The 25,087-nt window shown below is 72.9% G+C and carries 22 protein-coding genes, 1 tRNA gene and 1 pseudogene; 14 read left to right on the forward strand and 10 right to left on the reverse strand.

The genetic code is table 11. The features are described from left to right. Positions 1–74 precede the first annotated feature (74 nt). From ABD080_RS12210 to ABD080_RS12220, 3 genes are all read left to right on the forward strand, one after another. Positions 75–809, forward strand: coding sequence for a sugar phosphate isomerase/epimerase family protein (locus ABD080_RS12210; protein WP_137770647.1), 735 nt, complete (start codon positions 75–77; stop codon positions 807–809). 23 nt (positions 810–832) lie between these two features. Beyond that, entirely contained in the window at positions 833–1,945 is a 1,113-nt protein-coding gene (locus ABD080_RS12215) for a Gfo/Idh/MocA family protein (RefSeq protein ID WP_137770646.1), read from the forward strand. A gap of 227 nt (positions 1,946–2,172) precedes the next feature. After that, a complete protein-coding gene (locus tag ABD080_RS12220) occupies positions 2,173–2,751 on the forward strand; it encodes an NADPH-dependent F420 reductase (protein ID WP_137770645.1) in 579 nt (192 codons plus the stop codon). Positions 2,752–2,864: 113 nt separating this feature from the next. Here ABD080_RS12220 and ABD080_RS12225 read toward each other — a convergent pair whose 3' ends face one another. Beyond that, on the reverse strand, positions 2,865–3,710 hold the full coding sequence (locus tag ABD080_RS12225; RefSeq protein WP_343905252.1) for a Gfo/Idh/MocA family protein: 846 nt from the start codon (positions 3,708–3,710) through the stop codon (positions 2,865–2,867). Between the two features lie 337 nt (positions 3,711–4,047). Between ABD080_RS12225 and ABD080_RS12230 the strand changes: the two genes are divergently transcribed. Beyond that, positions 4,048–5,385, forward strand: coding sequence for a glycoside hydrolase family 125 protein (locus ABD080_RS12230; RefSeq protein ID WP_137770644.1), 1,338 nt, complete (start codon positions 4,048–4,050; stop codon positions 5,383–5,385). A 36-nt stretch (positions 5,386–5,421) separates the two neighbouring features. On the opposite strand, the gene ABD080_RS12235 is transcribed toward ABD080_RS12230, so the two are convergent. Continuing rightward, the gene (locus ABD080_RS12235) at positions 5,422–6,576 is read right to left on the reverse strand and encodes an ROK family transcriptional regulator (RefSeq protein ID WP_343905254.1); all 1,155 of its coding nucleotides are present in this window, start codon (positions 6,574–6,576) and stop codon (positions 5,422–5,424) included. Between the two features lie 162 nt (positions 6,577–6,738). Here ABD080_RS12235 and ABD080_RS12240 point away from each other — a divergent pair, with 162 nt between their 5' ends. The 6 genes from ABD080_RS12240 (at position 6,739) to ABD080_RS12265 (ending at position 13,514) form a co-directional block, all read left to right on the forward strand. After that, a complete protein-coding gene (locus ABD080_RS12240) occupies positions 6,739–8,019 on the forward strand; it encodes an ABC transporter substrate-binding protein (RefSeq protein WP_343905256.1) in 1,281 nt (426 codons plus the stop codon). A gap of 35 nt (positions 8,020–8,054) precedes the next feature. Then, entirely contained in the window at positions 8,055–8,969 is a 915-nt protein-coding gene (locus ABD080_RS12245) for a carbohydrate ABC transporter permease (RefSeq protein WP_137770641.1), read from the forward strand. Further along, entirely contained in the window at positions 8,966–9,859 is an 894-nt protein-coding gene (locus ABD080_RS12250; protein ID WP_137770640.1) for a carbohydrate ABC transporter permease, read from the forward strand. The genes ABD080_RS12245 and ABD080_RS12250 overlap by 4 nt, the downstream gene beginning before the upstream one ends. A 63-nt stretch (positions 9,860–9,922) precedes the next feature. Then, positions 9,923–11,617 (forward strand): glycoside hydrolase family 13 protein, encoded by a 1,695-nt coding sequence (locus ABD080_RS12255; RefSeq protein ID WP_137770639.1) that lies wholly within the window; start codon positions 9,923–9,925, stop codon positions 11,615–11,617. Between the two features lie 62 nt (positions 11,618–11,679). Then, a complete protein-coding gene (locus tag ABD080_RS12260; protein WP_343905259.1) occupies positions 11,680–12,474 on the forward strand; it encodes a ThuA domain-containing protein in 795 nt (264 codons plus the stop codon). Then, the gene (locus ABD080_RS12265; RefSeq protein ID WP_137770637.1) at positions 12,471–13,514 is read left to right on the forward strand and encodes a Gfo/Idh/MocA family protein; all 1,044 of its coding nucleotides are present in this window, start codon (positions 12,471–12,473) and stop codon (positions 13,512–13,514) included. The genes ABD080_RS12260 and ABD080_RS12265 overlap by 4 nt, the downstream gene beginning before the upstream one ends. 156 nt (positions 13,515–13,670) lie before the next feature. On the opposite strand, the pseudogene ABD080_RS16815 reads toward ABD080_RS12265, so the two are convergent. Beyond that, a pseudogene (locus tag ABD080_RS16815) lies at positions 13,671–13,721 on the reverse strand (hypothetical protein); the annotation flags it as partial. A gap of 479 nt (positions 13,722–14,200) precedes the next feature. Beyond that, positions 14,201–14,569 (reverse strand): metallophosphoesterase, encoded by a 369-nt coding sequence (locus ABD080_RS12275; RefSeq protein ID WP_305038360.1) that lies wholly within the window; start codon positions 14,567–14,569, stop codon positions 14,201–14,203. 117 nt (positions 14,570–14,686) lie between these two features. On the opposite strand from ABD080_RS12275, the gene ABD080_RS12280 reads away from it, so the two are divergent. From ABD080_RS12280 to ABD080_RS12295, 4 genes are all read left to right on the forward strand, one after another. Next, positions 14,687–16,222, forward strand: a complete 1,536-nt coding sequence (locus ABD080_RS12280) for a UDP-N-acetylglucosamine 1-carboxyvinyltransferase (RefSeq protein WP_137770635.1) — start codon at positions 14,687–14,689, stop codon at positions 16,220–16,222. A 315-nt stretch (positions 16,223–16,537) separates the two neighbouring features. Continuing rightward, positions 16,538–16,621 (forward strand) — tRNA-OTHER (locus ABD080_RS12285). A gap of 136 nt (positions 16,622–16,757) precedes the next feature. Further along, positions 16,758–17,297, forward strand: coding sequence for an HNH endonuclease (locus ABD080_RS12290; RefSeq protein ID WP_137770634.1), 540 nt, complete (start codon positions 16,758–16,760; stop codon positions 17,295–17,297). Between the two features lie 91 nt (positions 17,298–17,388). Then, positions 17,389–18,288, forward strand: a complete 900-nt coding sequence (locus ABD080_RS12295) for a hypothetical protein (RefSeq protein WP_137770633.1) — start codon at positions 17,389–17,391, stop codon at positions 18,286–18,288. A 24-nt stretch (positions 18,289–18,312) separates the two neighbouring features. On the opposite strand, the gene ABD080_RS12300 is transcribed toward ABD080_RS12295, so the two are convergent. From ABD080_RS12300 to ABD080_RS12325, 6 genes are read right to left on the reverse strand one after another with little or no spacing between them, the layout of a single operon-like run. Further along, positions 18,313–19,074, reverse strand: a complete 762-nt coding sequence (locus tag ABD080_RS12300; RefSeq protein WP_137770632.1) for a sirohydrochlorin chelatase — start codon at positions 19,072–19,074, stop codon at positions 18,313–18,315. Next, entirely contained in the window at positions 19,071–19,958 is an 888-nt protein-coding gene (locus tag ABD080_RS12305) for a uroporphyrinogen-III synthase (RefSeq protein ID WP_343905267.1), read from the reverse strand. Before ABD080_RS12305 ends, ABD080_RS12300 begins: the two co-directional genes overlap by 4 nt. Then, positions 19,955–21,244, reverse strand: a complete 1,290-nt coding sequence (gene cobA / locus ABD080_RS12310) for a uroporphyrinogen-III C-methyltransferase (RefSeq protein ID WP_137770631.1) — start codon at positions 21,242–21,244, stop codon at positions 19,955–19,957. The genes ABD080_RS12305 and cobA overlap by 4 nt, the downstream gene beginning before the upstream one ends. Beyond that, on the reverse strand, positions 21,241–21,621 hold the full coding sequence (gene nirD, locus ABD080_RS12315; RefSeq protein WP_137770630.1) for a nitrite reductase small subunit NirD: 381 nt from the start codon (positions 21,619–21,621) through the stop codon (positions 21,241–21,243). Before nirD ends, cobA begins: the two co-directional genes overlap by 4 nt. Continuing rightward, positions 21,618–24,176, reverse strand: a complete 2,559-nt coding sequence (gene nirB, locus ABD080_RS12320) for a nitrite reductase large subunit NirB (protein ID WP_137770629.1) — start codon at positions 24,174–24,176, stop codon at positions 21,618–21,620. Before nirB ends, nirD begins: the two co-directional genes overlap by 4 nt. Continuing rightward, positions 24,173–25,042 (reverse strand): formate/nitrite transporter family protein, encoded by an 870-nt coding sequence (locus ABD080_RS12325; protein ID WP_137770628.1) that lies wholly within the window; start codon positions 25,040–25,042, stop codon positions 24,173–24,175. Before ABD080_RS12325 ends, nirB begins: the two co-directional genes overlap by 4 nt. Between the last annotated feature and the right edge of the window lie 45 nt (positions 25,043–25,087).

Here is a 25,087-nt window from a genome sequence, read left to right on the forward strand (position 1 = left end):
CGGCACCCGGGAATACTTCCGTTCGAATCGATTAAGCGACGGCCTGCCGCCGTCCACCGTGCGAAGGAGCACCCGTGCAGATCTCCGTCCAGATGTACAGCGTCCGCGACGCCCTCGCCGAGGACTACCAGGGGACCGTGGGCCGTCTGGTCGAGCTCGGGTTCGCCGTCGCCGAGCCCTTCGCCCTGCTCGAGCGCCGCGACGAGCTCGTGAAGGCTCGCGACTCCTTCGAGATCGCCTTCCCGAGCGCGCACCAGTCCTTCCTCGGGGACGACGACTTCACCCCGGTGCTCGAGGCCGCGAAGGCCGTGGGCGTCACCTACCTCGTGGACCCCTTCTGGAACCCCGAGGACTGGAAGGACGAGGCGGGCGTCGCCTCGATCGCCCAGCGCCTGAACCAGCGCGCCCAGCAGGCCGCCGCCGAGGGGATCCGCGTGGGCTACCACAACCACGCCTTCGAGGTCTCCTCCCGGATCGGCGACCGCAGCGCGCTCGAGGTGCTCGCCGAGCAGCTCGACCCTGAGGTCGTGCTCGAGGTGGACACCTACTGGGCCGCCGTCGGCGGTGCGGACGTCCCCGCCCTGCTCTCGGCCCTCGGCGACCGCGTGCGCCTCGTCCACCTCAAGGACGGCGACCTCGCCGAGGACCCCGCCGGCCAGCTCCCGCTCGGTGAGGGCCGCATGCCCCTGCCCGGCACCCTCGCCGCCAGCGCCGGGGTCGACTACGGCGTCATCGAGTTCGACCAGTACGCCGGCGACATGTTCGACGGCATCGCCACCTCGCTCACCTACCTGCGCGACCGCGCCTGAAGCCCCTACGGAGAGAGAACCTCATGACCAGCACCTCCACCGGACCCGTCGGCGTCGGCATCATCGGCGCCGGCGTCATCTCCGAGCAGTACCTCACGCACCTCACCTCCTTCCCGGACGTCGCCGTGCTCGCGATCGGCGACATCGTCCCCGAGGCGGCCGCCTCGCGCGCCGGGGAGTACGGCATCGAGCTGCACGGCGGCCCCGAGGTCGTCCTGGACCACCCGGGCATCGAGATCGTCGTGAACCTGACGATCCCCACCGCCCACTTCGACGTCTCCCGCCGGATCGTCGAGGCCGGGAAGCACGTGTGGACCGAGAAGCCGATCACCACCGCCTCCGAGGACGCGGCCGCGCTGCTCGCGCTCGCGGCGGAGAAGGGCGTGCGCGTGGGCGGCGCCCCGGACACCGTCCTCGGCGCCGGCATCCAGACCGCGCTGCGCACCCTCCGCGAGGGCACCATCGGCACCCCCGCGAGCGCGCTGACCCTGTTCCAGACCCCCGGCCCGGAGGACTGGCACCCGAACCCCGCCTTCCTCTTCCAGGAGGGCGCGGGCCCGCTGTTCGACATCGCGCCCTACTACGTGACGACCCTCGTCCTGGCCCTCGGCCCGGTCCAGAGCGTCTCCGCGGCGGGCTCCAAGGCCCGCGAGCAGCGCACGATCGGCTCCGGCCCCAAGGCCGGCGAGGTCTTCGACGTCACGGTCCCCACCCAGGTCACGTCGATCCTGCGCTTCGAGTCCGGCCAGAACGCGACGACCCTGCTGAGCTTCGACAACCCCAACTCGCGCGCGGGCTTCGTCGAGGTCTACGGCACCGAGGCGACGCTCTCGTTCCCGGACCCCAACGTGTTCGACGGCGACTCGGAGCTCACGGTGTACCGCGGCAAGGAGGCGACCGCGATCCCGGCCGCCGGCCCCGTCACGGGTCGTGGCCTGGGAGTGCTCGAGATGGCCCGCGCGATCCGCGCCGGCGTCCCGCACCGCGGCCAGGGCGAGATCGCGGCGCACGTCCTCGACGTGATGCTCGCGATCGAGGCCTCGATCGGCTCGGGCGAGACCGTCGAGGTCACCTCGACCTTCACCCCGGTCGAGCCCATGCCCGCGGACTTCGATCCCTTCGCGACCACCCTGTGATCCCGGCGCCCCGCACGGGGCGCCCGATCACCTCCCGTCGCGGGACGCTCCGGCCACGACCTCTCCCCCGAGGTCGTGGCCGGAGCCGTTCCGGGCACGCCACCCCCGGGGCGTGACGGACAGGACAGCCCGATAGTTGCATTCTCAACCATCGAGGTCTAAAGTTGCCTCATCAACCACTTCCGGGGGTGCGCGACAGCGGGCCCCGAACCCAGGAGGACAACCCCATGACCACCGTCTCGATCTTCGGCACCGGATCCATGGCCACCGCGATCGCCGGCGTGCTCGCGAAGGGCGGCGCCGACATCCAGCACGTCGCCCACGCCGATGCCGCCTCCGCGACGCTCGCCGGCGACATCGTCGTGCTCGCCGTCCCGCACCCGGCCGTCGCGGAGATCCTCGACGCCCACGCCGAGCAGCTCGCCGGCAAGGTCGTCGTGGACATCACGAACCCGCTGGACTTCTCCACCTTCGACTCCCTCGTCGTTCCCGCGGACTCCTCCGCGGCCGCGCAGATCCAGTCCGCCCTGCCCACCGCGAAGGTGCTCAAGGCCTTCAACACGAACTTCGCCGCGACCCTCGCGAGCGGCACCGTGGGCGCACTGACCACCACGGTGCTCGTGGCCGGGGACGACGACGCCGCCAAGCAGACCCTCCTGGGCCTCGTCCGCGAGGGCGGCCTCGAGGCCGCCGACGCGGGCGCCCTCTCCCGCGCCCGTGAGCTCGAGGCCGTCGGCTTCCTCCAGCTCACCCTCGCCGCCGGCGAGAAGATCTCCTGGACCGGCGGGTTCGGCCTGGCCCGCTGAGGTCATCCCCTCGCAGCAGGGAACAGGCGGGGACGGGGCGAGCACGCCCCGTCCCCGCCCGTCCGTCGTCGGAGGACGCCCCGGTCAGCGCAGGACCGACACGACCTGCCCGCTCACGGCGCTCTCCCGCGCGGCGTCGAGCACGGCGAGCACCGCGACACCCTCGTGCGCGGGGGACGGTGCGGCCCCTCCCCCGCGCAGGCCCGCGCGAACTGCTCGTAGAAGGCGGCGTAGTCGCCCTGGACAGAGGGCACCCGCTCCTCCCCCGCGGCGGTGCGGAGCAGTCCGGCGCGGGAGGGGTCGTCGAACCCCCAGCCCGCCCGTTCCTCCGCCGGATGACGTCCCGCGGCGACCGCCTCGGCCTGGACGTCGGCGCTCGTGACCACGTAGGAGCCCGCGGAGCCGTAGGCCCGGAGCGTCCTCTCGCGCAGGTGGGTGAGCTTGGTGGAGCTCACGCAGGAGGTCACGCCGGAGTCGTGGCGCAGCGAGAGGACGAAGGCGGCATCGGTGCGCCCTGCGGGGAGCTCGACCTCGTCCCACTGGGCGTGCACGCTCGAGACGGGGCCCAGCAGCCACATCATCTGGTCCACCAGATGGGTGCCGAGGTCCCGCAGCAGCCCCCCGTCGGGCCCGGCCTCGGGCTGGTCGAGGTCGAAGCGCGAGTGCACCCGCCAGATCTCGCCCAGCCTCCCGCTCCCGAGGACGCCGCGCAGCGTGAGCAGGTCGGCGTCGAAGCGGCGGTTGTGGAACACCGACAGGACCCTCCCCGCCTCCTGTGCGGCATCAGCGAGCTCCTGCCCCGCCGCAGCGGTGGGGGCGAAGGGCTTGTCCGCGACGACATGCACGCCGGCGGCGAGGGCCTCGAGCACGAGATCCCGCCGCGTCGCGGGCGGCGTCGTGATCGTGTCGGCGTCGACTCCCGCGGCGAGGAGCTCGGTGAGCGAGCCGTGGATCGGCACCCCCCGGGAGATCCGCCGCCACGGCCTCCCGGGTGCGAGGGGCGCGGGCGACGACGCCCGCGATCTCCACCCCCTGCGCCGCCTCGATGAAGGGCGCATGAAAGAGCCGCCCGCCGTTCCCGTATCCCACCAGTCCCAGTAGCACGGCGTCCTCCTCGACAGCTCCATCGGTCTCTTGTCCGTACATAACCCATCCCATGTCCCGACACGAGGCATGCTCGCCGGGAAGTGCGAGGACGGCGCCCACCGCACCGCTCCGCAGGACCGCCCGCGAGCGAGCAGGGAGAATCCCTGGATCGACGCCCGGGAAGCGCTCGCCCTCACCTAGGCTGAGCCGGTGACGTTCACCGTGGAGCCCCCGATCAGCGCCGTCCTCACCGCCGCCGCCCAGCGCGTGCGCGAGCAGCTCGGCGACCGCGCAGGCCTCCTCGTCGAGCAGGCCCTGCTGCGCACCCTCACCGACACCATCACCGCACCGGGCGACGGCACCGCCTTCGTCATCACCGGGGACATCCCCGCGATGTGGCTGCGGGACTCGACCACGCAGATGCTCCCCTACCTGCGGTTCGTCGGCGAGAGCCCCGAGCTCGCGGAGCTCCTCGCGGCCGTCGTGCGGCGGCAGCTGCGCTGCATCGTCCACGACCCCTACGCGAACTCGTTCAACCTCACGGGGAACGGCGCCCACCACGACGACCGCGACCTCTGCGAGGACCCGTACGTCTGGGAGCAGAAGTACGAGGTGGACTCCCTCGCCTACCCGGTGATCCTCACCCACCGCCTGCTGCGCCTCGCCGGGAGCGAGGAGCTGCGCCGCGGCGTCCTGGACGACACGGCGCATCGCGCCCTGCGCACCGTCGTGGACCATTGGCGGCTCGAGACGGACCACGAAGCCCGCAGCAGCTACCGTTTCGTGCGGGACATCGGCATCCCGACCGAGACCCTCGAGCGCGACGGCCGCGGCACGCCCGTGGGCGTCACCGGCATGACCTGGTCCGGCTTCCGCCCCTCGGACGACGCCTGCACCTTCGGCTACAACATCCCCGCGAACCTGCTCGCCGCCCAGGCGCTGCTCGCGATCGCGGACCTCGCCCGCACGGACCTCGAGGACGAGGCCCTCGCCGCGGACGCCGACGCCCTGCGCGAGCAGCTGCTCGAGGGCGTGCGCCGCCACGGCGTGCTCGAGGAGGGCGGACGCTTTGTCTACGCCTACGAGGTCGACGGCCTGGGCGGCACGCTCGTCATGGACGACGCGAACATGCCGTCCCTGCTCTCCCTGCCGCTGGACGCCGCCTCTGTCCATGACCAGGCGATCACCGCGGCGACCCGCGACCTCGTGCTGAGCGAGCGGAACCCCTTCTACTTCAGCGGCTCCGTGGCCTGCGGGGTGGGCAGCCCGCACACGCTGCCCGAGCACGTCTGGCCGATCGCCTTCGCGGTCGAGGGGCTCACCGGGACCCGGGAGCGGGCCCTCGAGATCCTCGACCTGCTGCTGCGCAGCGACGCGGGGACGGACCGCATGCACGAGTCCTTCCACGTCGACGACCCGACGAGCTTCTCCCGCCCCTGGTTCTCCTGGGCGGACTCGATGCTCTGCGAGCTCGCCCTGCACCTCGTGGACGGACCGCACCCCGCGCTCGCCGCCGAGCGCGCGCTCTCCGAGGCCCTCACGGCCTGAGGCGAGCCCTCGCGAACGCCCCGCCGTGGGCCTGCGTCAGCCCTCGTCGAGCAGGGCGAGGGGGTCCTCGCGGAGCCGGTCCAGCGCGAGCGCGACCGCACCGCGCAGGACGACCTCCCGTCCCAGCGTGCTCGCGGTGAGCTCGGGCCACGGAGGGGAGAACTGCTCCTCGAGCACGGTCCGGGCCTCGTCGAGCACCGGGCCGATGCCCGTGACGTCGGCGCCGCAGAGCACGATCTCCTCGACGTCGAGGAGGCTCTCGATCACGGCGACGAGCCGGGCGAGTCGCTCCCCGAGCCTGCGCAGCACGCCGAGCGCGAGCACGTCCCCGTCCGCCGCGGCGGCGAGCACCTCGGCGATGCCGAGCACCTCGGGGTCCACGGACCGCAGCGAGGAGGATCCGTCGTCGCGGGCGAGCGCGCCGAGCGCCCAGCGCCTCGCGAGGGCACCGAGGCCGTCGGTGGTGCCCGCATCCGGGTCGCTGCCCACGAGGAGCTCGAGCATGCGCATCTCGCCCGCACCGCCGCGGCGTCCGCGCAGGAGCCGACCGTCCACGACGAGACCCGCGCCGAAGCGCTCCCCCGTGAGCAGGGCGGCCATGTGGGCGACCTGCCGATGAGCGTGCTCGGCGAGGACGGCGAGGTTCGCGTCGTTCTCGACGAGCACGCGGGCGCCGGGGGTGTCCGCGAAGCCGGGGTTCATGGCCGCCCAGAAGGGCGGGTCGTCCGTGGGTGAGGCGCCGTCGGCGTCGACCGGGGCGGGGACGCCGATGACCGTCAGGAGGGAGGGCGCGCCGCCCACGGCGGGCTCGGCGAGGACCTCGGCGACGGTGCGCGAGACCAGCTCGCGGCGCGCGGGACCGTCCCGCGTGGGGCCCTCGAGCTCCAGCGTGCGCTCCGCGAGCGGCCGCCCGCGCAGGGAGCACACCTCCACCCGGAGCACGGCCTCGTCGGCGTCGACGCCGACGAGCACGCCGACCTGCTCGCGCAGCCGGTAGCGACGAGCCGGGCGGCCGCGCTGGGTCAGCCCCGCCTCACGGGAGTCCGCGAGCTCCTCGAGCCAGCCGGCGGCCACGAGATCCGTGCACACGCCGAGCACGGTCGCGCGCGTGAGGCCGCTCGCGGCCATCGCCTCCCCCGCTGTGAACTCCTCGGTGTCCAGGGCGAAGCGGAGCAGTGCGGCGGAGTTCATCCGCCGCAGCAGCCGAGGGGATCGTGCCGTGCCGTGGACCATGGCTTGACGGTAGCGGACGGGCGGGTCTATTTTCTCCACTATCTAAATCTAGACCCTAGATTTATCTGGATCCCCGGCCCCGTGGACGCCCCGCCGTCCTCGCCCGACAAGGAGACGCCGTTGTCACCTGCTCGCCCCGCCCACCCCTCCGCGACCGCGCGGCCCGGCCGCCGCGCCCTGCTCGCCGGCGGCGCCGCGCTCACCGCGGGACTGCTCGCCGGATGCTCCGGCGGCAGCCGCCCCACCGTCACGCTCTACCAGTCCAAGCCCGAGGCCATCCCCTTCTTCCGCGACCTCGTCGGCGAGGCGAACGGCGCGCAGTCCGCCTACCGCTACGTCCACGACGTCGCCACCAACCTCTCGGCGAGCTTCGTCCGCACCTCCCCGCCGGACATCGCCTGCCAGAACTACAACCTCGAGATGGCCCGCTTCATGGAGCGCGGCGCGCTCAGCGACCTCTCCGACATGCCCGAGGCCGCGACCATCCGCGAGGACGTGCTGGCGCTCGCGGACTGGTACCCCGGCTACGAGGGCCGCACGAGCGTCATCCCCTACTCGGTCACCGCGGCCTCGGTCATCTACAACAAGCGGATCTTCGCCGACCACGGCCTCGAGGTCCCCGTGACCTGGGACGAGCTGCTGGAAGTCTGCCGCACGCTGCAGGACGCCGACGTCACCCCGATCTACGCGACCCTCGCGGACACCTGGACGATCACCCAGGGCCTGTTCGACTACACCGTCGGCGGCATGGTCGACGTCCGCTCCTTCTACGAGACCATGAATGCCCAGGGCACGGACATCGGCCCGGACTCCGAGGTCTCCTTCCAGCGCACGCTCCTGGAGCCCATGCGACGCATGGTCGAGCTGCTGCAGTTCCTCAACCCCGACGCCTCGAGCCGCGCCTACGGCGACGGCAACACCGCCATGGCCAACGGCGAGGCCGCGATGTACTTCCAAGGTCCCTGGGCGCTCGCGGAGATCGACAAGGCCGGGACCGACGTCGAGCTCGGGACCTTCCCGCTGCCCATGACGGACTCCGCCGAGGACCTGAGGATCCGTGTGAACATCGACCTCTCGCTGTGGATCCCCGAGGAGGCGGACCAGCCCGAGGGCGCCCGCGAGCTGCTCACCCGCTTCATGGAGCCCGCCGTGCAGGACGAGTACAACGCGTCCTTCCTCGCGTTCGGCACCACGAAGGACGCGCCGCCCGTGAGCGACCCCCGCATCGCCCCCATGCAGGAGTACTACGACCGCGGCGCATTCACCATGGGCGCCTCGCAGTTCATCCCGCTGACGATCCCCTTCGAGAACTACGTCCAGTCCATCGCGTTCGGTGCGGACCCGGAGACCGTGCTGCGCCGCATCGACTCCGACTGGGCCCGCCTCGCCTACCGCCAGTGACCACCCCGCCGCCCACCACCGAAGGAGTCCGCAGCATGTCGACGACGACACCCGGATCCGCGACCGGCACGGCGCCCCGCTCACGCCGGCGCCGCACCGATCCCGTGTACTACCTGTTCCTCTTCCCCGCGCTGATCCTGTTCACGCTCGCGATCACCCTGCCCGCCCTGCTCGGCTTCGGCTACAGCTTCACCAACTCCATGGGCTTCGGCGACTGGGACCTCGTGGGCGTGCGCAACTACATCGCCCTGTTCCGCGACGAGGGCGTGGTGAGCGCGTACCTGTTCACCCTCGGCTTCGCCCTCGTCACCGTCGTCGTGGTCAACGCGATCGGCTTCGCCCTCGCGCTCGGCCTGACCTCACGGATCCGCCTGCAGTCGCTGCTGCGCACGATCTTCGTGCTGCCGATGGTCATCTCCGGCATCATCATCGCCTTCGTCTTCCAGTTCCTGTTCTCGAACTCGCTCCCGGCGATCGGGCAGGCCCTCGGGATCGACGTGCTCTCCTCCTCGATCCTCGCGAACGAGGACCTCGCCTGGATCGCGATCGTCGTCGTCACGGCGTGGTCCACGATCCCCTCGACGATGCTGATCTACATCGCGGGCCTCGTCACGATCCCCGCCGAGGTCTACGAGGCGGGCGCCATCGACGGCGCCACCGGCCTCCAGCAGCTGTGGCGGCTCACCCTGCCGCTCGTCTCCGGATACGTCGTCATCAACACGATCCTGGGCTTCAAGAACTACCTCAACGCCTACGACATCATCGTCGGCCTCACCGACGGCGGACCCGGCACCGCGACCCGCAGCGTCGCCATGTCGATCTTCAAGGGCTTCAGCGGCGGCGACTACGGCTACCAGATGGCCAACGCCGCGGTCTTCTTCGTCATCAGCATCATCATCGCCGTGGTGCAGCTGCGCATCACGCGCGGGAAGGCGAGCTTCGGCGCATGAGCACCTCGACCACTCTCCCCCGTCCCGGCGTCGCGAGCGACGCCTCCCCCGCCCCGCGCACGCCGAGGCGCCGCCCGCGTCGCGGCACCGTTCTCACGGTGATCCTGCTGGTCTGCTCCCTCAGCGTCATCGTGCCGCTGCTGGTGACCGTCTCGATGGCCTTCAAGACCGGCGCCCAGGCGGTGGACGGGAAGGCCTTCAGCCTCCCCTCCCCGTGGAGCCTCGAGGGCTTCGTCGAGGCCTGGGATCTCACCGACTTCCCGCGTGCCTTCGCGGTCTCCGTCTTCGTCACCGCCGTCTCCGTGGCCGGGGAGATCATCATCTCCGCGCTCGCGGCCTACGCGATCGTGCGCAACTGGGACCGGCGCCTGTTCCGCTGGTCGTTCTTCTACCTGCTCGCGGCGATGTTCATCCCCTTCCCCGTGGTCGCGCTGCCGCAGGTGCGGCTCACGGGCATCGTGGGGCTCGACAACCCGCTCGGCGTCGCGATCCTGCACATCGTCTTCGCGCTCGCCTTCAACACGATGCTCTTCACGGCCTTCCTGCGCTCGATCCCGATCGAGCTCGAGGAGTCGATGCGCATGGACGGCGCGAGCACCACGAAGGTGTTCTGGCGGCTGATCCTGCCGCTGCTGGGCCCCATGGCCGCGACCGTCGGCATCTTCGCTTTCCTGGGCTCGTGGAACGACTTCATGATGCCGAGCCTCATCACCTCGAACCCCGAGCTGCAGACGATCCCCGTGCTCCAGCAGATGTTCCAGACGCAGTTCTCCAACAGCTACAACGTCGCCTTCGCGAGCTACCTCATGGCGATGGCCCCGGCGGTCGTCGTCTTCGCGATCACGCAGCGCTGGGTCATCTCCGGCCTCACCCAGGGCGCCGTGAAGTGACTCGGCCCCGCCGCTGACGTCCCCACCCCGACCACCCGACACCGATCCGAGGAGCCCCCTCCCATGACCCTCCCCGCCACCGGCCCCTCCGCCCCGGCCACCGACCCCACCTGGTGGCGCCAGGCCGCCGTCTACCAGATCTACCCCCGCTCCTTCGCCGACGCGAACGGCGACGGCATCGGCGACCTGCGCGGCGTGACCTCCCGCGTGCCCTACCTGAGCGCGCTCGGCGTCGACGCCGTGTGGCTGAGCCCGTTCTACCCCTCGGCGCTGGCCGACGGCGGCTACGACGTGGACGACCCCCGCGGCGTGGACCCGCGGATCGGGACCCTCGAGGACTTCGACGCCATGGTCGCCGCGCTCCACGAGTCCGGGATCCGCGTCGTCGTGGACATCGTTCCCAACCACTCCTCGGACCGTCACGCCTGGTTCCGGGCGGCGCTCGCGGCGGGGCCCGGCTCCCCGGAGCGGGAGCGGTACATCTTCCGCGACGGCCTCGGCGAGCACGGCGAGCTGCCGCCCGCGGACTGGACGAGCGCCTTCGGCGGCCCCGCCTGGACCCGCGTCGAGGACGGCCAGTGGTACCTCCACACCTTCGCCACCGAGCAGCCCGACTACAACTGGGCGCACCCCGAGGTGCGCGAGGACTTCCTGACCACCCTCCGCTTCTGGGCGGATCGCGGCGTGGACGGATTCCGCGTGGACGTCGCGAACTCCCTCGCCAAGGACCTCCCCGAGGTGCTCCCCTCCGCCGCGGAGCTCTCCGCGATGCCCAAGGACGGCACCCACCCGCTGTGGGACCGCGACGAGGTCCACGAGATCTACGCCGAGTGGCGGCGCGTGTTCGACGAGTACGATCCGCCCCGCACCGCCGTCGCCGAGGCCTGGGTGGACTCCCCCGAGCGCCGCGCACGCTACGCGAGCCCCGAGGGTCTCGGGCAGGCCTTCAACTTCGACCTGCTCGTCGCCGACCCCGAGGCGGGCGCCTTCCGCCGCATCATCACCGCGAACCTCGAGCAGTCCGCCCTCTCCGGATCCTCGAGCACCTGGGTGCTCTCGAACCACGACGTGGTGCGCCACGCGACCCGCTACGGCCTGCCGCCTCTCGAGGGCCGCCGCGAGAAGCAGGGCACCGCCTGGCTCGCCGAGGGCGGCCCCGAGAAGGGCATCGACCGCGAGCGCGGGCTGCGGCTCGCCCGCGCGGCGACGCTCGTGGAGCTCGCCCTGCCCGGCAGCGCCTATCTCTTCCAGGGTGAGGAGCTGGGCCTGCACGAGGTCGCGGAGATCCCCGACGCCGACCGGCAGGACCCGGCGTTCTTCCGCACCACGCCGGAGGACCGCGGCTTCGACGGCGTGGGCCGCGACGGCTGCCGCGTGCCGCTGCCGTGGACCCGCGAGGGCTCCTCCTTCGGCTTCGGCGAGGGCGGCGCGCACCTCCCCCAGCCCGCCTGGTTCGGCGGCTCCTCCGTGCAGGCGGAGGACGGCGTCCCCGGCTCGACCCTCGAGCTGTACCGGGAGGCGCTGCGCCTGCGCCGCGAGCTCCAGGGCGCCGAGGAGCTCAGCTGGGCCGAGGGCATCGACGGCGGCGACGTGCTCGCCTTCGAGCGACCCGGCGGATGGCTCACCGTCGCGAACCTCGGCGCCGCGGGCACGACGCTCCCCGCCGGCGAGCTGCTCCTCGCGAGCGGCCCGCTCGAGGCGGCGGCCGACGGCGCCGCCGTGCTCCCCGCGGGCACGACGGCCTGGATCCGGCGCTGAGCCGGGCCCCGGGACCGGCCACGCAGAACGACAACGACAACGCCAACAGGAGCATCCGCGACATGACCACCCGCGTCCTCGTCTGGAACGAGAACATCCACGAATCCACCCAGGAGGAGATCCGCGCGATCTACCCCTCCGGCATCCACGGCGCGATCGCCGAAGGCCTCGCCGAGCTGCTCGGCGACGAGGTCGAGGTCGCCACCGCGACCCTCGCCGATCCCGAGCACGGTCTCACCGCCGAGGTGCTCGAGCGCACCGACGTCATCCTCTGGTGGGGCCACATCGGCCACGACCGGGTCGACGACGCCGTCGTCGCCCGCGTCCAGGAGGCCGTCCTCGGCGGGACGGGGCTGATCGTCCTGCACTCGGGTCACTTCTCGAAGATCTTCACCCGCCTGCTGGGCACCACCTGCTCGCTGTCCTGGCGCAACGAGGGCGAGCGGGAGATCGTGTGGACCACCTCCCCCGGCCACCCGATCGCCGCGGGCGTCGAGCAGCCCTTCGTCATCGACAAGCAGGAGATGTACGGCGAGCACTTCGACATCCCCGAGCCCGAGAACCAGGTGTTCATCAGCTCCTTCGAGGGCGGCGAGGTGTTCCGCTCCGGCGTGACCTTCACCCGCGGCCGCGGGCGCATCTTCTACTTCAGCCCCGGCGACCAGGAGTACCCCGTCTACTTCCACCCGCAGGTGCGGCGCGTCCTCGCGAACGCCGTGCAGTGGGCGGCGCCGGCCTCGGAGGACCGCGCGACCCCGGCGGTCTCGAACCCCGCCCGCCGCGACTGGGCCGCCCTCGCGGGCGCCGCCGCATCCACCGCCGAGACCGCCACCACCACCGAGGAGGCCACCCGATGACGCTCCGGCTCATCCACGTGGGCCTCGGCGGCTGGGGCGGCGACTGGGCGCGCACCGCGATCCCCGCGGTCGACGCCGTCGAGGTCGTCGCGATCGCCGACCCGAGCGAGCCGACCCTCCGCGCCGTCCAGGAGCACCTGGGCCTGCGCGAGGACCAGGCCTTCCCTAACCTCACCGCCGCCCTCGCGGGCGTCGAGGCCGACGCCGTCGTCATCACGGCGCCGGCCGTCACCCATGCCCCGCTCGCCCTCGAGGCGCTCGAGGCCGGCAAGCACGTGATCGTCGAGAAGCCCTTCGCCACGAGCGTCGAGGACGCCGCGACGGTCTCCCGCCGCGCCGCGGAGCTGGGCCTCGTGGTGCAGGTCAGCCAGAACTACCGCAACTACCCGGCCCCGCGGGAGGCGCAGCGGCTGCTCGCCGAGGGCGCCGTCGGCGAGCTCGCCGGGATCAGCATCGACTTCCGCCAGTGGGACAACGACCGGCCCTTCGCCGACCACCCCCACTACCGGTTCCCGCACCCGCTGATCCACGACATGGCGATCCACCACTTCGACCTGCTCCGCAAGGTCACCGGTCAGGAGGCCGTGCGGGTCTACACGAAGGTCAAGGACCCCTCGTACAGCAAGTACGTCGAGGAGGCCTCCGCCCTCATGACGATCGAGATGGCCGACGGCCTGCTCGTCTCATACCGCGGCAGCTGGCTGAGCCGCGGCGAGCCCACCCCGTGGGCGGGCGAGTGGCGGATCACCGGCGAGGACGGCGAGCTGTCCTTCACGAGCCGCGGCGGCGGCCACCTCCCCCACCCGGCGGACGAGGACCGCGTCTCCCTGCGCGGCGCCGACGGCACCGTCGAGGAGATCGCCCTGCCCGAGCAGGAGCTCTACGGCCGCTCCGCGGGGCTCGCCCTGTTCGCCGAGGCGATCGCGGACGGCACCGCCCCGGAGACCGCCGGCGCGGCGAACCTCGGCAGCCTCGCCCTCATGGAGGCGGCGACCCGCTCCGCCGCCTCCGGGCAGGTCGAGGAGGTGCGCCTGCCCTGACCGGCGCAGGAGCCCCGCACCGGACCCCGTCGCAGCTCGGGGCGCGGCGGGGTCCCGTCGTGCCCGGGGACGCGCGATCAGCCCGTGCCGGGCGAAGACCTCCGCGAGACCGTCCTCGTGCACGGCCCCGGTGATCTCGTCCGCCGCGGCGAGGGCCTCGGCGGTCGCATTGCCCATGGCGATGCCCACCCCGCACGCCGCGAGCATCTCGAGGTCGTTGTTGTTGTCGCCGATCCCGATCGCCCGGGACGGGGGATGTACAGGCCCTGCTCGGCGAGCATCCGCGCGGTGGTAGGGCCGTCGACGTGCCGGCCCACGGTCTCCCCGCCTCCTCGCGGCACCACCGAGTGCATGATCGTGTCCTCGTGGACGTGCACGAGGTTGAACGCCGGCGACGTGTCCCGGCCGCGGGTGCCGCGGTCCGGGGTCTGGAGGTCCTGCGTGTAGCAGGTGGCGGACGCGACGGAGACGGGGATCCCCGCGAAGCTCGCGAAGGTCGAGCAGTGGAAGTGGCCGCCGATGATCGCCCGCACGTCCGTGCCCTCGAGCACCTTCGCGAAGGGGCCCTGGTCGCGCAGCTCGACCGTGACGGCGAGGTCCTGGACGCACGGGATCGGCGGATGGTGCAGGGCGAGGACCGTCCCCTCCGGGGCCGGGGTCGCGAGCACCTCGCGCAGCCAGGCGTGCTAGGCCGGGCGGATCTCGCCGTGGGCGCGGCTGGGCACGGTCGTGTCCAGGACGATGATCCGCAGCCCGCTGAGCTGGACGACGCGGTCGTACGGGGAGTCGTTTGCCGGGAGGTCCAGCAGCTCGGTGCGCATCGTGGAGCGGTGGTCGTGGTTGCCCATCACCCAGATCAGCTCGGCGCCGAGGCGCTCGGCCACGGGCTCGACGAGGCCGCGCAGGTCCCGGTAGGCGAGCGCCTCGCCGGCGTCCGCGAGGTCGCCCGTGACGACGAGCGCCTCGGGACGGAGGTTCGTGGCGACGAGGTCCTCGAGCAGCGCGATCGCCTCGTCGAACCTGTCCGCACCCGGTCGGTACACGAGGCGGTGCACGGTCGCCCCGCTCTCCTCGAGCGCCCGGGCGCAACGGATCCGCGGGGGTGTCGAGGCTCACCCGGGACACCCACACCATCCTCACTCCCTATCTCATATCTGAGATACGCTCCCCGCATGACGACGACCGAGGACTACCGCTCCCGCATCGGATCCCTCATCCGCGACGCACGGCAGCACGCCGGGCTCACCCAGAGCGAGCTCGCCACCGAGCTCGCCACGAGCCAGAGCGCCGTGCACCGCATGGAACAGGGCCAGCAGAACATGACGCTCGACACCCTCGCGAAGATCGGTCGCGTGCTCGACTCCGGCTTCGTCGGCATCGGCACCTCCGGCCCCACCCACCTGCGCGTCGAGGGCGGCCGCACCCTGAGCGGCGCGATCGATGTGAAGACCTCGAAGAACGCGGGCGTCGCACTCCTGTGCGCCTCGCTCCTGAACCGCGGCACGACCGTGCTGCGCCGCGTGGCGCGCATCGAGGAGGTCAACCGCCTGCTCGAGGTGCTCACCTCCATCGGCGTGCGCACCCGCTGGCTCAACGAGGACAACGACCTCGAGATCATGGTCCCCGAGCAGCTCGACCTCGAGGCCATCGACGCCGACGCCGCCCGCCGCACGCGCTCGATCATCATGTTCATGGGCCCGCTCATGCACCGTGCCGAGCAGTTCCAGCTCCCCTACGCCGGCGGCTGCGACCTCGGCACCCGCACCGTCGAGCCGCACATGACGGCGCTGCGTCCCTTCGGCCTGCAGGTCGTCGCGACCGAGGGCCACTACCAGGCGACCCTCGACCCGGGCACCTCCCCCGCCAAGCCGATCGTCCTCACCGAGCGCGGCGACACCGTCACCGAGAACGCGCTCCTGGCCGCCGCCCGCCGCGAGACGGAGACGGTGATCCGCAACGCGAGCCCCAACTACATGGTCCAGGACCTCTGCTTCTTCCTCGAGAAGCTCGGCGTCCGCATCGACGGGATCGGCACGACGACCCTGCGCGTGCGCGGCGTCGCGGAGATCAGCACCGACGTGGACTACGCGCCCAGCGAGGACCCGATCGAGGCCATGAGCCTCATCGCCGCCGCGATCGTCACCTCCTCCGAGATCACGGTGCGCCGCGTGCCGATCGAGTTCATGGAGATCGAGCTCGCCGTCCTCGAGGACATGGGCTTCTGGTACGACCGCTCCGAGGAGTACCTCGCCGCGAACGGCCGCACCCGCCTGGTGGACATCACGACCCACCCCTCGGAGCTCACCGCCCCGATCGACAAGATCCACCCCATGCCGTTCCCGGGGCTGAACATCGACAACCTGCCGTTCTTCGCCGTCATCGCGGCGACCGCGCAGGGCCGCACCCAGCTGCACGACTGGGTCTACGAGAACCGAGCCATCTACCTCACCGACCTCACGAAGCTCGGCGGCCGGGTGCAGCTCATGGACCCGCACCGCGTGCTCATCGAGGGCCCCACCCGCTGGAGCGGCGCGGAGCTCGTGTGCCCGCCCGCTCTGCGGCCCGCCGTCGTGATCCTGCTGGCCATGCTCGCCGCCAAGGGCACGAGCGTGCTGCGCAACGTCTACGTCATCAACCGCGGCTACGAGGACCTCGCCGAGCGCCTCAACGCCCTGGGCGCGAAGATCACCACCTTCCGCGACATCTGATGCACCTCCGCTCCGGCCGACGCCCGCTCCCCTCACCCGGGGTGCGGGCGTCTCCCGTCCCTGCCGCGCCCGGGGCCTCCTGCCCGGGCCACCGAGCATTCATCCCCTGTTCCGGATAAATCGGTTGCCACCCGCCCCGCCCTGCGGCAGTCTGGACGAGGTTGCGGGCGCTGTGCCCGCGACGACCAGCAGCATCAGGGGAAGGAGGAGCCATGGAGCCGATGCGCACGCAGCATCACGAGCACCGACGAACGGCCGATGCGTCGGCCGGCATGCTCCTCCTGCCGATGCCCGCGGTCTGAGCACCGCGGCGAAGGGAGGGCAGCGACATGGCACGTCGCACCGCTCCCTGCCTCACGGCGAGAGCGCCCTTCGCGGGTTCGATCCCCGCCCCTCCCACGGGTCCCCTGGCACCGGGACATCCAGAGCCGCTCCCGCGCCTGCGCGCGGCGATGCGGAGAGTGCTGAACGACGAGTCGTTCGCTCCGGCCCCGATGCCGGGGCGGCGACTCGTGCTCCGTGGAGGTGGTCGGTGATGGGCCAGGTCAGAGTCTTCAACAAGGGGTACGACCCCTTCACCGGCATCGGCGAGATGCTCCACACCACGAGCGTGCGCCATGCCTCCGGCATGATCCGGCGCGGCGTCGCGGAGCCCGTCGAGCTCGCGATCGTCGAGGACCGCATCGTGCCGACGGTGCTCGCCCTGACACGTGAGCTCAGCGGCGCCTGGGTGGAGGGCATCGGCCAGCGCTCGATCGGCTTCTCCTACCGGGCCGTGCACGAGCGCGATCACTGGAGCTGCGCCTACTGCGGCCGCAGCGTCTCCCGCACGCCCGCGTGCGACGCCCTGCTCGCGACCGTCGACCATGTGCTGCCCAGCTCCCGCGGCGGCGAGTCCTCCTGGCTGAACCTCGTGTGCGCCTGCAAGGAGTGCAACAACCGCAAGGCGGACCGGACTCCCGAGGAGGCGGGGATGGCGCTGCGCTTCGATCCCTACGACCCCTCCCGCGCCTACCGCGCGGCGGGCGGGCACATGGAGCTGATCATCGTGGGCACGGACCGCATCGCCGGCTGATCCGCCTCCCGGGCCCGCGAGCCTTGTGGTCGTCGCCTGGGGCGGGTGGAATGAGTCGCCCCAGGTCCGATCGACGACGAGGAGCCGTCCCGTGCCCCGCTCATCCGCCCCGTCCGTGCGCGCCGCACTCCTCCGTCGCCGTCTCCTCACGCTGCTCGCGGCGCTGCCGCTGCTCCTGCTGGGTGTCACCGCGTGCGGCGGTGCGGCGGAGGAGCAGCCCTCCGCCTCGACGAGCGGCGCCGAGGAGTCCGCGACGCCCACGGAGGAGGCCACCGGGGAGGACTCCGCGAGCCCCACGTCGGAGTCGACCTCCGAGGCCCCCACGGAGAGCACCTCCCCCATGTCGATCGAGGCCACCCGCGCCGGGGACGACGCCGAGACCGGGGATCCGACCGAGCCCGAGGACGGCGGCGAGGACGGCACGGCGGAGGAGGACACCTCGCCCGCGCCTGGCGACGCCCCCGCTCCCGGCTCCACCGAGCTCACGACGCTCTGGGTGGACGACTCCTGGACGATCGAGGAGCGCGAGGACGACCCGTGCTCCTTCGGCGGCCCGACGGTCTCGCCCTACTCCGAGCAGGACGACGTGTTCACCTGCGGGGCGACCGCGGACAGCCTCCTCGCCTGCATGATCGAGGACGGCGACACCGCAGTGTGCATCACGAACCCGCTCGAGCGCACGGCCATGCGCTTCGACTCCCTTACCGCTCGCGACGCCCTGGACGCGGGGCTCGAGGTCGAGGGGGAGCCGATCCCGATGACGGTGGAGCTCGCGGACGGTGCGCTCTGCGCGACGGTCTCCCACGACCACGACACGCACTGGGACGGGAAGTTCAGCTGGTACCGCTGCGAGGACGGCTCGGAGCTGCTCACGGACGAGGACATCACCCACACCTTCGACGAGGGTGATCCCTGGACGGTCCAGCGCTCCGTGGACACGGGCGCCCCGGAGGAGACCGCCGTGGCGGTCGTGGCCTTCGCGGGGGTCTGATGGGGCGGGGCGGGACCGGGCCGGTCAGACCGCGGCGAGCGGCCCCGCGGTGATCGAGGCGGCGGCGCGGCGGCGCTCGACGAGCACGTCGACGACGGCCGGGTGCGCGCCGAGCGGTGCCGTCGTGAGGTCCGCGCCGGCGGCGGTGACGAGGTTCGCGAAGTGCCCGGGGGCGAGCACGTAGCTCACGGCGATCACGCGCCGCGCACCGGAGGAGCGTGCGCAGTCCACGGCGTCCGGGATCGACGGCGCGGCGCCGGCCCCGTAGCCGATGGTCACCGGGCAGGGCAGCCAGCGGGCGAGCAGGTCCCGCATCTGGCGGACGGCCACGGCGGCGGCGGGGTCCGAGGAGCCGGCGGCCGCGAGGACCACATGGTCGCCGGGCCGGTGGCCGGCGTCGTTCCCGGAGAGGTCCGCGATGCGGTCGCGGAGGGCGAGGACGAGCCGCGGGTGCGGCCCGATGGGGGCGGCGGCGACGGCCTCGGGCCACGGCTCGACAGATCCCGCGATGTCGACGCCGGTGTGGAACCCGGTGGAGAGCAGCAGGGGCACGACGACCACCTCGGCGCTGCGGGCGGTGTCGTCCTCGGATGCCGGGGCGGACTCGCGCGCGGTGGCGACGGCGCGGGCGACGACGTCGGCGACCTCGGGCTGCTCGACGTCGACGAAGGCCTCGAGGACCGTGTCTCCGGGGAGCGCGGCGGCGAGGGCCTCGCGCACGCGGGCGATCTCGGCGCGGCCCTCGGCGAAGCGCGTGCCGTGGGAGCAGGCGATGACGATGCTCATGACGGGTTCCCTCCTCGGGGACCGGCGGGGTCGGCGGGGGCGTCGGCGACGTCGGACGTGTAGTGCTGGACGACGGCGCGCACGAGCGCCCCCATGCGGCTGCGCTCGGGGAGCAGGGCGGGCAGGCCGCGATCCACGAGCGGCCCGGCGGTGAGCGGGCCGACGGCGGCGAACAGCAGGTCACCGGCCTCCGCGTGCTCCGTGATGCCGGGCATGACACCGGCGGCCTCCGCGGCCTGCAGCCAGTTCTCGGTGCCGGGGGCGGCGGTGAAGAGCACGGCGTCGACCTCGCCGCGGCTCGCCTCGAGCACGGAGCGGTGCACGGCGGCGGGGTCGCGCGGCGGTCCCCAGCGGTAGACGGTGAGGTTCACGACCTCGGCGCCGAGCGCGGCGAGGTGCTCGTCGAGGCCGTCGGCCCCGGAGCCGTGGTGCTGGACGGCGACCCGCACACCCTGGAGGTCGAGGGTGGACAGGTGCTCGGCGATCTCGGCGGAGGTGCCGTTCTCCGCGACCCAGTCGACGGCGAGCCCGGCCTGCTGGGCGGCACCGCGCGCCTTGGGCCCGCGCGCGATGACGCTCGCCCCGGCGAGGGCCTCCCGCAGCCGCTCGTCGACGTCCGCGGACTCCGCCGCCTCGAACCAGCCCCGCAGGCCCACCCCCGTCGTCACCACGAGCATCGACGGCGGATCGGCGAGCAGCTCACGGGTCGTGGCGAGCAGCTGCGGATCGTCGACGTGCGGGATCATGCTCAGCGCCGGGGCGTGGTGGATCTCGGCGCCGTGCCGCTCGAGGGCGGCGGCGAGGTCCTCGGCCCGCCGGTCCAGGGCGAGCACGATGCGACGGCCGCGGAGGGTCGTCGAGAGCATGGCGGGGGCGGTGGTCACGTGATGAGCTCCCTGGGGGTGGTCGGGCCCGGCGTCGCCGTGCCGGCGGCGGGGGCGGTGAGGGGGACGGGCAGCAGCAGGCCCTCGCGGGCGACCTCGCCGATGACGACGACGGCCGGGCTGCGCACCCCGGCCTCGCGCACGGCGCGCTCCGCCTCGCCGAGGGTGGTGCGGGTGGTGCGCTGCTGCGGGGTGTGACCGTTCTCGACGACGGCGACGGGCCGTGCGGCGGGCACCCCGTGCTCGAGGGCCGCTCCGACGAGACCGGGCAGCGCGGCGACGCCCATGAGCACGATCGTCGTGACGGCGGGGTCGGCGAGGGCGGCGAGGGTCGCCGGGCTCGCGCCGAGCGGGCCGAGGGCGTCGTGCCCGCTCACCACGTGCAGGGCGGTCGCGGTGCCGCGCTGGGTGACGGGGATGCCGGCGGCCTGGGGGACGGCGATCGCGCTCGTGATCCCGGGGACCACGTCGACCGCGATCCCGGCGGCGAGGCAGGCGGTGTACTCCTCCCCGCCGCGGCCCAGCACGAACGGGTCCCCGCCCTTGAGGCGCACCACGCGGTGTCCCGCGCTCGCCTCCTCGACGAGGATCCGGTTGATCTCCGCCTGCGGCACGGGGTGGTGACCGGGATGCTTGCCCACCGGGATGATCCGGGTGCGGGCGCCGAGGATCTCCGCGACGGCCTCGCCCGGGCCGAGCCGGTCCGCGACGACGACGTCGGCCTCGGCGAGCAGGCGTCGGGCGCGGACGGTCAGGAGGTCGAGCGGGCCGGGCCCGCCGCCCACGAGGGCGACGCTCCCGCTCGCGGCGGGCCGGCGGGGCTGCAGGGGCAGCGCGCCCTCCGCGAGGAGCAGGGAGATCCCGTCGCGCACGGCCATCGAGCGGCGGGGGTCGGCGCCGACGGCGGAGACGACGCCGACGGCCACGTCCCCGGCGGTGGTCTGCGCGGCGAGTCGCGCGGTGCCGTGTCCCGCCTGGGAGGCGTTCGTGCAGAGGAGGCGGCGTCGCTCGCAGTCCGCGGCGACCTGACGGTCCACGGCGGGGCGGCCGGTCGCCGCGTGCACGAGCCAGGCGCCGCGCAGGTCACGGCGCCGGTAGGTGCGCGGGGTCCACGTGATCCGGCCGCGCGCGGCCAGGTCGGCGAGCACCGGGTCGAGCCGCGGGGCGACGACCCGCACCCGGGCGCCCTCGTCGAGGAGCCGTCGGGCGCGGCGCCCCGCGACCTCTCCCCCGCCCACGAGGAGCACCGTGCGCCCCCCGAGGGCGACGCCGAGCAGCAGGGTCATCGCGCGCCGCCGCGCAGCAGGTAGACCTCGCCGCCGCGGTCCTCGATCGGCCACACGTGCAGGCGCCGGTGCTCCTTGCCGCGGGGGTCCACGCAAGTGCCCGAGCGGAGGTCGAAGACCTGCTTGTACATGGGCGAGGCGACGGTGGCCCGGCTGCCGCGCGTGCCGACGATCCCGCGGGAGATGACGTTCGCCCCGCTGTAGGGGTCGTGGTTGTCGAGGGCATGGAGGCTTCCGTCGGGCAGGAGGAACAGGGCCACCTGGTCGCCGTCCACGAGGGCGGCGCGGCCGCGCTCCACCTCGAGGTCGCCGAGCGCGCACACGCGCGTCCACTCGGTGCTCGAGCGGGTGGCCGGGGAGAGGGTCTGCGTGCTCATCGTCGTACCTCCAGGGTAGTGCCGGCGATGAGGACCTCGCCGGATCGTCGTTCATCGGGACGTGCGGGGCGCACCTGGCCGCGCTCGGGGACGTAGGCCAGGGACGGGTCGGGGGTGGTCGGGGCGTTCACGAAGGAGCTGAAGCGGGCGAGCTTCGCGGGGTCGGCGAGGGTCGCCGCCCACTCGTCCTCGTAGTGCTCGACGTGGCGGTCCATCGCCGCGTCGAGGTCCGCGCAGATGCCGAGCGAGTCCTCCATGACGACCTCGCGGAGGCCGTCGATGCCGCCGTCGAGGGCCTCGAGCCAGGGCGCGGTGCGCTGGAGCTTGTCCGCGGTGCGGATGTAGTACATGAAGTACCGGTCCAGGGTGCGGATGAGGGTGTCGTCGTCCAGCCCCTCGGCGAGCAGCTCGGCGTGCCGCGGGGTCGCACCGCCGTTGCCGCCCACGTACAGGTTCCAGCCCTGGGCGGTCGCGATGATGCCCGCGTCCTTGCCGCGTGCCTCGGCGCATTCGCGCGCGCAGCCGGAGACGCCGAGCTTGAACTTGTGCGGCGCCCGCAGGCCCCGGTACCGCAGCTCGAGCCGGACGGCCATGCCGGTGGAGTCGAGCACGCCGTAGCGGCACCAGGCGGAGCCCACGCAGGACTTCACGGTGCGCAGGGACTTGCCGTAGGCGTGGCCGGACTCGAAGCCGGCGTCGACGAGCCGCTGCCAGATCAGCGGCAGCTCCTCGAGCCGCGCGCCGAACATGTCCACCCGCTGGCCGCCGGTGATCTTCGTGTACAGGCCGAAGTCCCGGGCGACCTCGCCGACGACGATGAGCCCCTCCGGGGTGACCTCGCCGCCGGGCATCCGCGGGACCACCGAGTAGGTGCCGTCCTTCTGCATGTTCGCCATGACGTGGTCGTTGGTGTCCTGGAGGGTCGCGTTCTCGCCGTCGAGCACGTGGCTCGGGGTGAGGACCGCGAGGATGCTCGCGAGGACCGGCTTGCAGATGTCGCAGCCGCGACCCCGGCCGAACCGCTCGATGACGGCGCTGAAGGTGGTCAGCTCCGAGACGCGGACGGCGTCGAAGAGCTGGCGGCGGGAGAGCTCGAAGTGCTCGCACAGGGCCGTGGAGACCGTGCGGCCCATGCGGGTGAGCTCGGTGCCGACGAGGCTCTTCACCATGACCAGGCACGAGCCGCAGGTGGCGCCGGCCTTCGTGCAGGCGGTGACCTCGGCGGGGTCCGTGCAGCCGTCGACGCGGACGGCGTCGCGGATCGTCCCGGCGGTCACCGAGGAGCACGAGCAGACCACGGCCTCGTCGGGCAGCTCGGCCGTGGGGGCGGCGGCGTCGGCGGGCAGGAGATAGGCGGCGGGGTCGGCGCCGAGCGCGCTGCCCACGAGCGGGCGCAGCGCGCCGTAGGCGGAGGCGTCGCCCACGAGCATGCCGCCCAGCAGGGTCTTCGCGTCGTCGGAGAGCACGAGCTTCTTGTGCACGCCGCCCACGGGGTCGGTGTAGACGACGTCGAGGGCGCCGGGGGTCGTCGCGAAGGCGTCGCCGAAGCTCGCGACCTCCACACCGGAGAGCTTGAGCTTCGCGGAGAGGTCGTAGCCGCCGAAGGTCGCCTCCCCGCCGAGGATGCGGTCACAGGCGACCTCCGCCATCGCGTAGCCGGGGGCGACGAGGCCCACGCACTGCCCGTCGAAGGAGGCGACCTCGCCGATCGCGAGGACCGCGGGATCCGAGGTCACGCAGCCGGCGTCGATGGTGACGCCGCCGCGCTCGTGGCAGTCCAGACCGGCGGCGCGGGCGAGCTCGTCGCGGGGGCGGACGCCGACGGTGAGGACGACGACGTCGGCCTCGACCTCGGAGCCGTCCGCGAAGGCGACCGCGCGCACCTCGCCGTCCTCCCCCGCGAGCACCGCGGAGGTGCGCGAGCGGGTGCGCACGGCGATGCCGCGCTGCTCGATGAGCCGCTGGAGGACGCCGCCCGCGGGCAGGTCCAGCTGGGCGGACATCAGCCGGTCGCCGGACTGTACGACGGTCGCCTCGGCGTCCATGCCCTGCAGGGCGCCGGCGGCCTCGAGGCCCAGGAGCCCGCCGCCGATGACGACGCCGCGCGCGGGCCGGCTGAGCTCCGCGGAGCGCCGGGCGACGTGGGCGCGCAGCCCCTCGACGTCGCCGAGGGTGCGGTAGACGAAGCAGCCGTCGAGCTCGGCGCCCTGGACCGGCGGCCGGGCCGCGTAGGAGCCCGTGGCGAGGACCAGATGGTCGTAGGGGTGGACCGTGCCGGCGGCCGTGGTAACCGTGCGCGCCTCGCGGTCGATCGCGGTCGCGGCGTCGCCGCTGTGGAGGGTGATGCGCGGGTCCTCGAAGATCGTCGCGGGAAGGGTGAGGTCCTCCGCCGTGGCGCCGTCGAAGAAGCGGGTGAGCCCGACGCGGTCGTAGGGGTGGCAGGACTCGTCGCCGAGGACGGTCACCTCGAGCTTCTCCTCCGCGCGGGTGACGAGGGAGTCGACGAACCGGTGCGCCACCATGCCGGCGCCGATGACGACGATGCGGGCGCTCATCGGGTGGCCCCCACGAGCTCGGACTGCGGGGCGAGGGCCACGCTGCCGGGGGCGGCCTCCGCCGCCTTCGCGGCCGAGCGGCGGCCGTGGGCGAGGTACAGGGGGACGGCCACGAAGGTCACGCCGCCCACGAGGTTGCCGAGCACGGTCGGGATCTCGTTCCACACGAGGTAGTCGGTGAGGGTGAAGTCGGCGCCGAGGAGCAGGCCCGATGGGAACAGGAACATGTTGACGATCGAGTGCTCGAAGCCCATGTAGAAGAAGAGCATGATCGGCATCCACATCGCGATGATCCGGCCCAGGAGGTCCTTGCTGAGGAAGGCGACGACGACGCCGGTGGAGACCATCCAGTTGCACAGCACGCCGCGCACGAACAGGGTCAGCATGCCGGCGGCGCCGTGGTCGGCGTAGCCGACGGTCCGCCCGTGGCCGATCTCGCCGATCGCCTCGCCGACGGGGCTCGGCGGTGCGGAGAAGCCGTAGGTGAAGTAGATCGCCATGAGCACGGCGACGGTGATCGCCCCGCCGAGGTTGCCGAGGAACACGAGGCCCCAGGTGCGGAGCATCGCGCCCCAGGTGACCTCCTTGCGCCGCATCATCATCGCGAGCGGGAGGAGCGTGAACACCCCCGTGAGCAGGTCGTACCCGAGCAGGTACAGGAGGATGAAGCCGACGGGGAAGAGCAGCGCGCCCAGCAGCGGCTGACCGGTCTGGGTCGAGACGGTGACCGCGAACGCGGCGCCGAGGGTGAGGATCGCGGCCCCCATGTAGGAGCGCACCAGGGTCTGCGTGCGGGTGTAGGAGACCTTGGAGGCGCCGACGGCGGCGAGGCGGTCGACGAGCTCGGCGGGCGAGAGGGAGGACATGGCAGCTCCTCAGCGAGAAGGGGAGTGTTCACATGTCCCGTGCGC

Origin of the sequence: Brachybacterium rhamnosum (assembly GCF_039526185.1) — a bacterium.
In the GTDB taxonomy this organism is placed as follows: Bacteria; Actinomycetota; Actinomycetes; order Actinomycetales; family Dermabacteraceae; genus Brachybacterium; species Brachybacterium rhamnosum.

What these genes read in the sequence shown, in the direction of transcription:
- ABD080_RS12215 (WP_137770646.1), top strand. Translation starts at nt 833, where the DNA reads ATGACCAGCACCTCCACCGGACCCGTCGGCGTCGGCATCATCGGCGCC.
- ABD080_RS12220 (WP_137770645.1), top strand. Translation starts at nt 2,173, where the DNA reads ATGACCACCGTCTCGATCTTCGGCACCGGATCCATGGCCACCGCGATC.
- ABD080_RS12235 (WP_343905254.1), bottom strand. Translation starts at nt 6,576, where the DNA reads ATGAACTCCGCCGCACTGCTCCGCTTCGCCCTGGACACCGAGGAGTTC.
- ABD080_RS12245 (WP_137770641.1), top strand. Translation starts at nt 8,055, where the DNA reads ATGTCGACGACGACACCCGGATCCGCGACCGGCACGGCGCCCCGCTCA.
- ABD080_RS12250 (WP_137770640.1), top strand. Translation starts at nt 8,966, where the DNA reads ATGAGCACCTCGACCACTCTCCCCCGTCCCGGCGTCGCGAGCGACGCC.
- ABD080_RS12255 (WP_137770639.1), top strand. Translation starts at nt 9,923, where the DNA reads ATGACCCTCCCCGCCACCGGCCCCTCCGCCCCGGCCACCGACCCCACC.
- ABD080_RS12260 (WP_343905259.1), top strand. Translation starts at nt 11,680, where the DNA reads ATGACCACCCGCGTCCTCGTCTGGAACGAGAACATCCACGAATCCACC.
- ABD080_RS12265 (WP_137770637.1), top strand. Translation starts at nt 12,471, where the DNA reads ATGACGCTCCGGCTCATCCACGTGGGCCTCGGCGGCTGGGGCGGCGAC.
- ABD080_RS12280 (WP_137770635.1), top strand. Translation starts at nt 14,687, where the DNA reads ATGACGACGACCGAGGACTACCGCTCCCGCATCGGATCCCTCATCCGC.
- ABD080_RS12290 (WP_137770634.1), top strand. Translation starts at nt 16,758, where the DNA reads ATGGGCCAGGTCAGAGTCTTCAACAAGGGGTACGACCCCTTCACCGGC.
- ABD080_RS12300 (WP_137770632.1), bottom strand. Translation starts at nt 19,074, where the DNA reads ATGAGCATCGTCATCGCCTGCTCCCACGGCACGCGCTTCGCCGAGGGC.
- cobA (WP_137770631.1), bottom strand. Translation starts at nt 21,244, where the DNA reads ATGACCCTGCTGCTCGGCGTCGCCCTCGGGGGGCGCACGGTGCTCCTC.
- nirD (WP_137770630.1), bottom strand. Translation starts at nt 21,621, where the DNA reads ATGAGCACGCAGACCCTCTCCCCGGCCACCCGCTCGAGCACCGAGTGG.
- nirB (WP_137770629.1), bottom strand. Translation starts at nt 24,176, where the DNA reads ATGAGCGCCCGCATCGTCGTCATCGGCGCCGGCATGGTGGCGCACCGG.
- ABD080_RS12325 (WP_137770628.1), bottom strand. Translation starts at nt 25,042, where the DNA reads ATGTCCTCCCTCTCGCCCGCCGAGCTCGTCGACCGCCTCGCCGCCGTC.